The organism is Allobosea sp. 01N443 (assembly GCF_056399325.1).
In genome coordinates this window covers 1-9,814 of sequence record NZ_JBFTRC010000207.1, presented here as the reverse complement: position 1 = coordinate 9,814, position 9,814 = coordinate 1, and the positions used below count along the sequence as shown (strand labels likewise).

The following is a 9,814-nucleotide window of genomic DNA, read 5'->3' as shown; positions in this document are numbered from 1 at the left end:
GCCGGCGGCGGTGCGGAAGCCGACCGTCAAATCCTCGACGGAGAGGAGCGTGTCGCTCCCCTCGCCGGTTTCCGTGATGCGGTCCGTGTCCGTCACTTCGCGCCGATCGACAGGTTCGAGGGGCGGAAGTCCATGTAGTACTGGCTATAGGGCGTCCAGTTGATGCCCTTCTTCAGCGCGTAGCCGGTGACGGGGTTGTAGAGCATCGTCATCGGCATATCGTCCTCGAAGGCAACGAGCAGCTTCGCGAACTGCGCCTTGCGCTTGGTCTCTTCGGTCTCGGCGAGCAGCTCCCTGGCGGCCTCGTTGAATGCAGCGCTCGCGCCGTAATATTTCCAGGTGTTCTGGTTGTCGGTGTCGGGGCCCCACAGGGTCAGGATCGCGCCTGCCGGATCAGGCACGCGATAGGTGTTCGACCAGGCGAAGACCTGGGCACCGGGCTTGCGGACATCCTTGAAGCTGTCGACGAAATCGATGCGCGCATTGATGCCGACTGCGCGCCACATCTCCTGGATGACCTGCGCCGCCTCGACATTATAGAGGTAGTAGTTCGGGATCAGCCTGTAGGAGATCTCCTGGCCCTTGTAGGAGCTCTCGGCAAGGAGCTTCCTGGCGAGCACGGGATCGTAGGAATAGCCCTTGTTCTCCTTCACATAGATCGGCCCGAAGCTCGGCAGCTGGTGGCCGTTGGGCGCATAAGTCTGGCCCTTCCAGAGAGCGTCGATCAGCCCCTTGCGGTCGATCGCCAGGCTCATCGCGTGGCGCAGCTTCTTGTCGGAGAGCACCGGGTCGTTGGTGTTGAACTGGAGCACATGGCTGTTCTCCAGCGRCTCCGTCTTCAGCGTGACATCCTTGTAGCGCTTGAGGCCGTCCCACTGGTCCGGCGGGATCTCGACGGCGATATCGAAATCACCCGCGACGAGACCGGCGACACGGGCTGCGACCTCCGGAACCGAGCGGAAGGTGATGGATTTCGCGGCGGGAGCGCCCTCGAAATAGCGATCGAACGCGGCAAGCGTGATGCGGTCGTTCTTCTGGTAGTCGACGAAGCTATAGGGGCCTGTGCCGACGGGCTTCCAGCGCAGCGCTTTGGCCGCCTGATCCATCCAGGTCTTCGCTTCGACACCCTCCGTCCTGAACTTGTTCCAGGCCTCGTCGCAAATGACGAAGGACATGTAGCTCGACAGGCGGTGCTCGATGATCGGGTCGTGCTGGGCCGTCGTGATCCGGATCGTAAACTCGTCGAGCTTCTCGACATTGGTGAAATTGCCGAAATAGACGCGGCCATCGGGATAATAGGACTTCGCCCCCCAAAGCCGATCGGCAGAAAACGTCGCCAGCACGTCATTAGCGTTGAACGGGCTGCCATCATGGCACACGACGCCGCGGCGCAGCTTCATGTCGAAGGTGGTCGGCGTGCTCCAGGACCAGCTTTCCGCCAGCCCAGGAACCAGTTTCGCACCGCCGTCCGCCGTCGGATGCGCGAAATCGCGCCGGATCAACGTATCGAAGATCGAGTAATAGACCCGGACGTCGACATTGCCGGTGTTCTCGCCGGGGTCGAGCGAGCGCGCAAGTTCGTTCACAGCCACCGTGAGGGCCGGCCGCTCCGCTGCCGACGCGCCGGTTTGCATGGATGCAGCCAGCCCCGCGCCAAGCACCGCCCAAAGCCCTGCATTGCGTTTCATCGCTCTTGCCATTGCATCCTCCCTTGGGGCGCCCCGCTACCGGGGTCCTTGTTCAGTGGTCCGATCACGCGCGACACCGCAGCCGCTATCCCGGCTTGCCGCGAAACATCCGTTGCAGCGTCTCGACCTTTGCCAGCGTCTTCAGCGAGCGACCGCGGTCGGTGCGCGACAGTTCCAGGATCAGGGTATTGCAGATCGCCATCGGGACGGTGAGCGAATGGAATTCGCCCTGCTCGCCACGGTCGGCAACGAGTTGCGCGTCGCAATCCGGCACACCCGTGCGCCGGTCCGTGATCAAGAGCGTTCCGGCATTGATGCCTTGCGCATAGGCGATGATCCGCGCGGCCGCCGGGCTCTCGTGGCGAAAGACCAGGGCGACGACGACATCGCCGGCGGCGAGGCCGAGCAATTGGTCAGCCGCCTGCCAGTCGGCATGGGCGACCACTGCCGCCCTGTAGCCGGACCTGACGAGACGGCGCACGAACAGGTCCGCCAGGCTGCTCGCATGCCCCTCGCCGACCACCAGGATCCGCCCGGCGTCGCGCAGCAGACCGGCGGCGGCAATGATATCGGCATCCGAAATCTGCGCAGCCACCGCGTTCAGGGCACGGATTTCACCATCGACGACAGAGCCCAGGAGGGAATCGCCGCGGACGCGGCTGAGCCGGCGCCGGACGCGAACCGACGCGTCGAGATCGGCGACGACCGCGTCCTGCAAGGCGCCGCGCATGTCGCGATAGGTGGCAAAGCCGAGCTTGCGTGCGAGCCGGCCCGCAGTCGAGGGATGCACGCCGGCCTGCCCTGCGACCTTGTGCGCCGGCAGAAAGCTGCCCGCTGTCCGGTCAGCCAGGAGAACCTCGATCAGCCGCCGATCGGCTTCGGTCAGTTCGTCCCGGTGCGCCGCGATAATCTCCGTCAGGCTCATGCAACCCTCCCAATGCCGCCCAAGGTAGACAAGCCCTTCGGAGCTATGCAAGATAAATTGCTGACTCTTGATATCGCAATTTATCTTGCAACGCAGAAAACCTCTTGGACTGTGACGGTGACATGACAGAGATCGCCTCTCATCGCGGCGGAGCCAGACTCTGGCCCGAGAACAGCCGCCTCGCCTTCCGCAACTCCGCCGCGATGGCTGTCGACTTCATCGAGTTCGACATCCATCGCAGTCGCGACGGCGTGCTGCTCGTCCATCACGATCCGCTGCTCGGCCGAACCTCTGCCGGCACCGGAGCGATCGCGGACAAGGACTGGGCCGACCTCCGGGAGGTGGCGCTGCTGCGCACAAGCGACGAGACCATTCCGAGCCTTGACGAAGTGCTCGACGTTCTCGAGCCGAGCGGCATCAAGCTGCGCATCGAGCTGAAGAACCGGCACGACGGCAGCCGCTATCCCGGGATCGAGGCCCAGATCGTCGAAGTGCTCACGGAAACGCGCCTGCTCGACCGGACGACCTTCACCGCGTTCGATCTCGCGACGCTGGAAGAACTGTCCAGCTTGGCGCCAGCCACGCCATTGATCTGGCTGATCGCCGAGAAGACGCTCGCCGCGCCGACGCGAGATCTCGGTGCCTTGTGCCGAAAGGCGCGCATGGCGGGCGTTCCGGAGATTGCGGTGCGCATCTCGCAAGCCCAGGACACCGATGCGGAGATCTGCCGGCGTGAGGCGATCCGCTACGGTCTCTTTGCCGTGCATGAGGAGGCGGAGATCAAGCAGGCCTTCGCCGCGGGCGTGAGCGCCTTCACGACGGATCGGCCGGACCTCGCCGTCGCCCTAAGGCCATAGGCAAGTCGGACTGCGCGGGCTCTGCTGCGTCTTGCCGATCCATCAGAACTTTCCCGCTTCCGGTCTCGAAGGGGTGCCGCCATGCCAACCAAGGCGGCACGCTGGAAAACCTCGATCCAATCTCTCAATATTTGATCTCATCCTGAACGTCGGTATTATCCAAAAAATAATTATGGATCTTTCCTGAGTTATTCACGCTATATAGCGGCGCGATCGACTTTCTCGATACTTTTAAAATTCACCTCATAATTTAGGTTAAATCTCGTCCGTAGTGAATTGTTCTCATGTCAGGAAGCGCCATTATTTTGTCGGCGACACTCCCTGGTGTGCGCCGGCTGCTTGGGGCCAGCTCAAGGACAAGGCCGGGAACGATCGTGTGCGGCCAGACTTTATGCTGCGGGCCGCGTGTTCCGGCATGGCGTCAGTCGTGCAACTCTGCCGAATGAGGGCATGTGCCTTTCGAGGCGACGCGCAATGGATGATGAGATCCGTCTGCACGGCACCCTTGCTAAGAACCGAGCCGTGCTAGCCGGTCTCAGCCCTGGCGCGCAGGTCCTCCCATGAAGCGGAGCACCTGATCCATCGAGGACCGCGCGACGCGCGATCATCCAGCTATCCGGGCCGCGGTCCTGCTCCAGCGTTGGAGCGGTATCTGGCCTGTTCGATGCGCCCAACGAGCGCATGATGCTGCCTGCGGCGGGCCTTTTGTCCCTCGCCAGGCGCCATTGAAAGCCGTCGCCGACCATTGCCGCATCGATCGACAGCCGTCGCTCGATCACTGGCGATGCGCACCAGGAGACCGATATGGCGCTCGAACAGGCCTGCGTACATGCGATGCCCAAACCCTGGGGGTCGACCGATCTCCTGCCCTGGAGCGAGGTCGCGCATGACGGCGTCGCCATCGGTGAACTCTGGTTTCAACGCCGCGACATTCACGTGGCCGAGCCCGCCCTGCTGCTCAAGTTGTTGTTCACGCGCGAGGCATTGTCGATCCAGGTGCATCCGGACGACGCTTTCGCGCAAGCTATGGGGCTCCCTCACGGCAAAACCGAAGCCTGGTATATTCTCTCCGCGACACCGGATGCCACGATCGGCGTCGGGCTGAAATCGGCCCATACGCCCGCAGAACTGCGGGCCGCCATCGAGGATGGCTCCATCACCGACCTCGTGCAGTGGCGCAAGGCCTGCAAGGGCGACGTCATCTTCGTGCCGGCCGGAACGATCCACGCGATAGGCCCCGGGCTTGTCCTCGCGGAAATCCAGCAGCGAAGCGACACGACCTTCCGCCTGTTCGACCATGGCCGCCAACGCGAACTTCACATCGAGCACGGCGTTGCAGCGGCCCTGGCCGCGCCCGCCGCAGGGCAAGCCCCAGTGCGGTATCTTGGCGATTGCAGGACCCTGCTCGTCGCGAGCCCGTATTTCGTCCTCGAGCGGTTTGATCTGGCTTCGGGATCGGTCTGGAACCTCAGTGCAAGCAGAGAGACCTGGCTGGTCATCATCGCTGGCACCGCCAGGCTCGGGGCGTTCCAAGCAGTCGCCGGCGAGGGCTGCTTCATCGAGGCCGACAGCATGCGCATCGAGGCGGGGGGCGAAGGCCTGACCTGTCTGGTGGCCTATGACGCGACAAGCCCCTGCCCCGACCTTTTGCATGCCGTCTCTGCGCATGATGCGAATGCGCCAGGCGACGCCGTTTCCCAGCCGCCTCAGCCGCCCCTGCCGCTCCCGACGCTGGCGGGTCCGTCCAACCCCTTCACGGAGGCCCGACCATGAGCCCGCTCCACCGCATTGCCTTCATCGGCAACTCGCTTCCGCGTCGCTGCGGAATCGCGACCTTCACGACGGATTTGCAACAGGCGGTCGCCTTGTCGGGCTCGGATCTCGAAACCTCGATCGTGGCCATGAACGACCATGGTCATGCTTACGACTATCCACGCTCCGTCCACTATCAGGTCGGCGACKACCGGTTGGAGGATTATGCAGGGGCCGCCGACTTCCTGAATGATGGTCGGTTCGACATCGTCTCGCTCCAGCATGAGTTCGGCATCTTCGGCGGAGAGGCCGGCGGCCACATCATGGCGCTGCTGTCGCGGCTGAAGACGCCGGTGGCCACCACACTCCACACCGTCCTGTCCGAGCCGACGCCGGTGCAGCGCGATGTCATGGAACAGATTGTCGACGCCTCGACGCGCATCGTCGTCATGGCCGAGAAGGGCCGTGACCTGCTGCGGACCGTCTACAGACTCCCTGCCGACAAGATCGAGGTGATCGCGCACGGCATTCCCGACGTCGCCTTTCTCGCACCTGACGACGCCAAGACCAGGCTCGGGTTCAGCGGCCGCTCCGTCATCCTGACCTTCGGTCTGCTGTCGCCCAACAAGGGCATCGAGGTGATGATCGACGCGATGCCGGCGATCCTGCGGCGTCGCCCCGATGCGGTCTATGTGGTTCTGGGTGCAACGCATCCCAATCTCGTCCGCGACCAGGGCGAGGCTTATCGCGCCAGCCTGATGAGCCGCGTGCGCGAACTCGGCGTCGAGGATCATGTGGTCTTCCTCGACCAGTTCGTCGATCAGGCGACGCTACTGGGCTTCATCTCGATGTGCGATGTCTATGTCACGCCCTATCTCAACGAGGCGCAAATGACATCGGGCACGCTGGCCTACAGTTTCGGCCTCGGGAAAGCCGTCGTCTCGACGCCCTACTGGCACGCACAGGAACTGCTCGCTGATGGGCGCGGCATTCTGGTGCCCTTCGGCGATGCGGTTGCCATCGGCGACGAGATCGCGGGACTGCTGACCGATGTCGACAGGCGCCAGGCAATGCGGCTGCGTGCCTATGCCAGTAGCCGTTCGATGACATGGGAACGAACGGCCAAGCGCTATCTCGCCGCGTTTGAGACGGCGCGTCGGGGCCGGGTGCTGAGCGTCGTCGCCAGCCCCATCATGACAACGCCCTCGCCGCAGATTCCTGCGCCTCCGGAGATGCAGACAGGACATCTCCTGTCCATGTGCGACGATACCGGATTGTTCCAGCATGCCGTCCATTCCGTGCCGGATCGCGCGCATGGCTACTGCGTGGATGACAATGCCCGCGCGCTCCTCCTCGCCTGCACCTTGAGCAGCACCGGCGAACGGCAGCTTACGGACGCGCTGACGGCGCGTTACGCATCCTTCGTCCAGCACGCCTGGAATCCCGACACGCGACGCTTCCGCAATTTCATGAGCTTCGACCGGCGCTGGCTGGAAGATACGGGTTCCGAGGACAGTCATGGCCGGACGCTCTGGGCGCTGGGCGAATGCGCGCGCAGCGATGTCAGCCCGTCGCGCCGACAATGGGCAGCCGCCCTGTTCGCACAAGCCCTGCCCATCGTCGAGAGCTTCACCTCGCCCCGCGCCTGGAGCTTCACCCTGCTCGGCCTCGACGCCTATTGCGCCGTCGCCGGGGCGCCGCCGACTGCCATCTGGCTGCGCCCGCTGCTGGCCGATCGCCTGCTCGCCCTGCTCTCGGCGGTCGAGACACCGAACTGGGTGTGGTTCGAGGACGGGCTTTCCTATGACAACGCGCGCCTGCCTCAGGCCCTGATCGCAACCGGTACCTCCATGAAGGTCCCAGCCTATCTCGAGGCCGGGTTGCGGTCGCTGCGCTGGCTCGCGGATCTGCAGACGACGCCCGCGGGTTTGTTCAGGCCTGTCGGCTCCGACAGTTTCGGCGACAAGCGCCGTGCACCGAGGTCCTTTGATCAGCAGCCGCTGGAGGCCACGGCGACAATCTCAGCCTGCCTCGCAGCCTGTCGGGCCGATGGCGATCCGCATTGGCGGACCGAGGCCGCACGTGCCTTCGCCTGGTTCCTCGGCCATAACGACCTCTCGGTGCCGCTGGTCGATCTTGATACCGGCGCCTGCCGGGACGGCCTGCACCGCGACCGCGCAAACGAGAACCGCGGGGGCGAATCCGTGGTATCCTATCTTCTCAGCCTCGCCGAGATTCGCCAGCAGGCCCGCATCAGCGGGGACCGCCCGAAACTGGCGCCGCTTCGGGTCCTCCATGCCTGATCCTTCCGCCAGCGCGCACGAACAGACTGGGGTCGCCTTGTCCCAGCCCGCTTTCCTGAACCGCCAGGCCCTGTATTTGCGCCCCGATCCTTCCAGGGTGGTCGTGCGCCGGTTCGGCCCCGCGGTCGAGCCCAGGGACCTCAGCCCAATCGACAAGACGCGGGCGAATCATATCGTCGACCGGGTCCTGGCGCTGGATGCCGATACGGCCGAGAGCCTGCTCTCCGACGTCTTGGAGAACTTCAAGGGCCGACACCGCAACCTGCTGGAGAAATTCGAGGAGCGCGCCGATGAGATGGAGGAGGCATTCGCAACGCATTGCGACTTCACCAGGATTCAGCGTCAGCTGGTCGGAGCCTACTTTCTCCAGGAGAATTCATTCGAAGCAGCGGCGCTCTTCAACCCGAGCATCGTTTCGCACCCTGACCAGTCCGGCGCTCCTCCAGGCGGGCGCCGCTTCATCCTGAGCGTTCGCGCGGTTGGCGAGGGCCATATCTCGTCCCTGACTTTCCGCTCGGGCTCGATCGCGAATGACTGCAGCATCAGTGTCGATCCGACATCGCGGCTGGCTTCGATCGCCACCTTGCGCAACCGCATGGCGCGCCTCGACGGCGACGATGTCGAGGTCGCATTTTCGCCCGATGGCGACAYCAGCGAGCGGGTGATCTTCCCCATTACCGCATCTCAATCGAATGGCATCGAGGACGCACGTTTCGTCGCGTTTGACGAAGATGGGAGGACGGTGTTTCGGGCGACCTACACGGCCTATGACGGCCGGGCGATCCGGTCCGAACTGATCGAGACCAGCGATTTCCTGTCGTTTCGGATGTCGCCGCTGCGGGGCACCGCGGCCGCGAACAAGGGCATGGCGCTGTTCCCTCGCAAGATCGGTGGGCGCTACGCCATGATCGCGCGGCAGGACAATGAGAACCTCTATCTCATCTATTCCGATGACCTCTTCACCTGGAACGGTGGGGTCGTGATCCTGAGGCCCCAATTTGCATGGGAGTTCGTTCAGATCGGCACCTGCGGCTCCCCGATCGAGCTTGACGAAGGCTGGCTGCTGTTGACCCACGGCGTCGGGCCCATTCGGAAATACGCGATCGGAGCGGTTCTTCTCGACAAGCAGGATCCGTCGAGGGTCCTCGCGCGGACCCGCGAGCCGCTCGTCCGGCCAGAACCGTCCGAGCGTGAAGGCTATGTTCCCAATGTCGTCTATACCTGCGGCGCGATACGCCATAACGACCACATCATCCTGCCCTACGCGGTCTCCGACACGTTCTGCAATTTCGCGACGATCAGGATCGCTGCGCTGATGGGCGCCATGGAACGCTAGGAAGTCTTCCGGGCACGGGCTCGCGCGAGAAATCGGCTACGCAGGCTGGAAAAAGGTTCCGCCTGCGCCTGGCTCAAAGTAAGCATCGACGTCGTCATATGTCATGCCTTCGGCCAGGCCGGAATAATTGAATCATCAAGCAAATCAGGGTTAAKACAATCGGCAGAGGGGCTGGAACGATGTATGTGCGAAGATGACGCGGCCTTAGAACTTGCTTAGCGACTGRAAGAAGCGCGTAGTGGATTGTCGCCTCCCTTCGCACTGAACCGAGAGCGGGTCGCGGTGTCATTGTGGCGCCGGTCGGCACTGGATTTTCGTCTTGCAAGGCAATGGCCAGATCATCTGGCGCAACGGCACGCGCCAGCCGGCATCATTCAGCTTCAGAACGTCACTGAATGCCAGGGACATGTGTTCCGGGCATCTTGTCGCGAACCTGAGCCGGACGGACCCGCTCCAGTTCGCCTTTCCGATCCACCTGATCCGGGACGACGGAGACATCGTGGATCTCCTGATCATGGGCCATCGCCACGATGGGGCGGCCTTCATCGGCCATCTGGCTTCGTCGAATGAGAAGGCGCGCAATGGATCGGGCATCGAGGACACATGTCATGACAACCGATTATAAGGCAGGCGATGTCATCAGCTTGGCTTTTGGCTTCTTCGACAGAACCGGCGTCGGGAAATACGAGATCATACGGGTGCTTCCGGCGAGCGAGAACGGACAGCGGCAATATCGGGTGCGCGGCGCCGATGGCCACGAGCGCGCCATCGAAGAACTCCAGATCCGCGCCAGCGTCACGCAAACGAACCATTTCGGCAACCTGAAATAACCGCGGCGTCCGGAAGAGAGCCGAGCAGGCGGCTCTGTTAGCATTGGCAGGGAATGGCAGGTGCGGATCATGACGGACCGGACCACCGAAACGGAGATCACGTTCAGCCATCCCTTCAGGTTG

The 9,814-nt window shown here is 63.4% G+C and carries 8 protein-coding genes; 5 read left to right on the top strand and 3 right to left on the bottom strand.

What is annotated here, in order from left to right:
- Positions 1 to 92: 92 nt before the first annotated feature.
- Positions 93 to 1,688, bottom strand: a complete 1,596-nt coding sequence (locus AC1DRP_RS31270) for an ABC transporter substrate-binding protein (protein WP_476770531.1) — start codon at positions 1,686 to 1,688, stop codon at positions 93 to 95.
- A gap of 85 nt (positions 1,689 to 1,773) precedes the next feature.
- Positions 1,774 to 2,613: a MurR/RpiR family transcriptional regulator gene (locus AC1DRP_RS31265; protein ID WP_441507768.1), complete on the bottom strand. Its 840-nt coding sequence runs from the start codon at positions 2,611 to 2,613 to the stop codon at positions 1,774 to 1,776.
- A 122-nt stretch (positions 2,614 to 2,735) separates the two neighbouring features.
- Here AC1DRP_RS31265 and AC1DRP_RS31260 point away from each other — a divergent pair, with 122 nt between their 5' ends.
- From AC1DRP_RS31260 to AC1DRP_RS31245, 4 genes are all read left to right on the top strand, one after another.
- Positions 2,736 to 3,470: a glycerophosphodiester phosphodiesterase family protein gene (locus tag AC1DRP_RS31260; protein ID WP_441507767.1), complete on the top strand. Its 735-nt coding sequence runs from the start codon at positions 2,736 to 2,738 to the stop codon at positions 3,468 to 3,470.
- A gap of 804 nt (positions 3,471 to 4,274) precedes the next feature.
- Positions 4,275 to 5,243: a class I mannose-6-phosphate isomerase gene (locus AC1DRP_RS31255; protein ID WP_476770530.1), complete on the top strand. Its 969-nt coding sequence runs from the start codon at positions 4,275 to 4,277 to the stop codon at positions 5,241 to 5,243.
- Complete coding sequence (locus AC1DRP_RS31250; protein ID WP_476770529.1) at positions 5,240 to 7,525, top strand: glycosyltransferase family 4 protein; 2,286 nt, start codon at positions 5,240 to 5,242, stop codon at positions 7,523 to 7,525. The genes AC1DRP_RS31255 and AC1DRP_RS31250 overlap by 4 nt, the downstream gene beginning before the upstream one ends.
- Before the next feature lie 37 nt (positions 7,526 to 7,562).
- Positions 7,563 to 8,861, top strand: coding sequence for a glycoside hydrolase family 130 protein (locus AC1DRP_RS31245; protein WP_476770528.1), 1,299 nt, complete (start codon positions 7,563 to 7,565; stop codon positions 8,859 to 8,861).
- Between the two features lie 388 nt (positions 8,862 to 9,249).
- Here the strand turns inward: AC1DRP_RS31245 and AC1DRP_RS31240 are convergent, their stop codons facing one another.
- Positions 9,250 to 9,414, bottom strand: a complete 165-nt coding sequence (locus tag AC1DRP_RS31240) for a hypothetical protein (RefSeq protein ID WP_441507763.1) — start codon at positions 9,412 to 9,414, stop codon at positions 9,250 to 9,252.
- 55 nt (positions 9,415 to 9,469) lie between these two features.
- Between AC1DRP_RS31240 and AC1DRP_RS31235 the strand changes: the two genes are divergently transcribed.
- Positions 9,470 to 9,691, top strand: a complete 222-nt coding sequence (locus AC1DRP_RS31235) for a hypothetical protein (RefSeq protein WP_441507762.1) — start codon at positions 9,470 to 9,472, stop codon at positions 9,689 to 9,691.
- Positions 9,692 to 9,814: the final 123 nt, after the last annotated feature.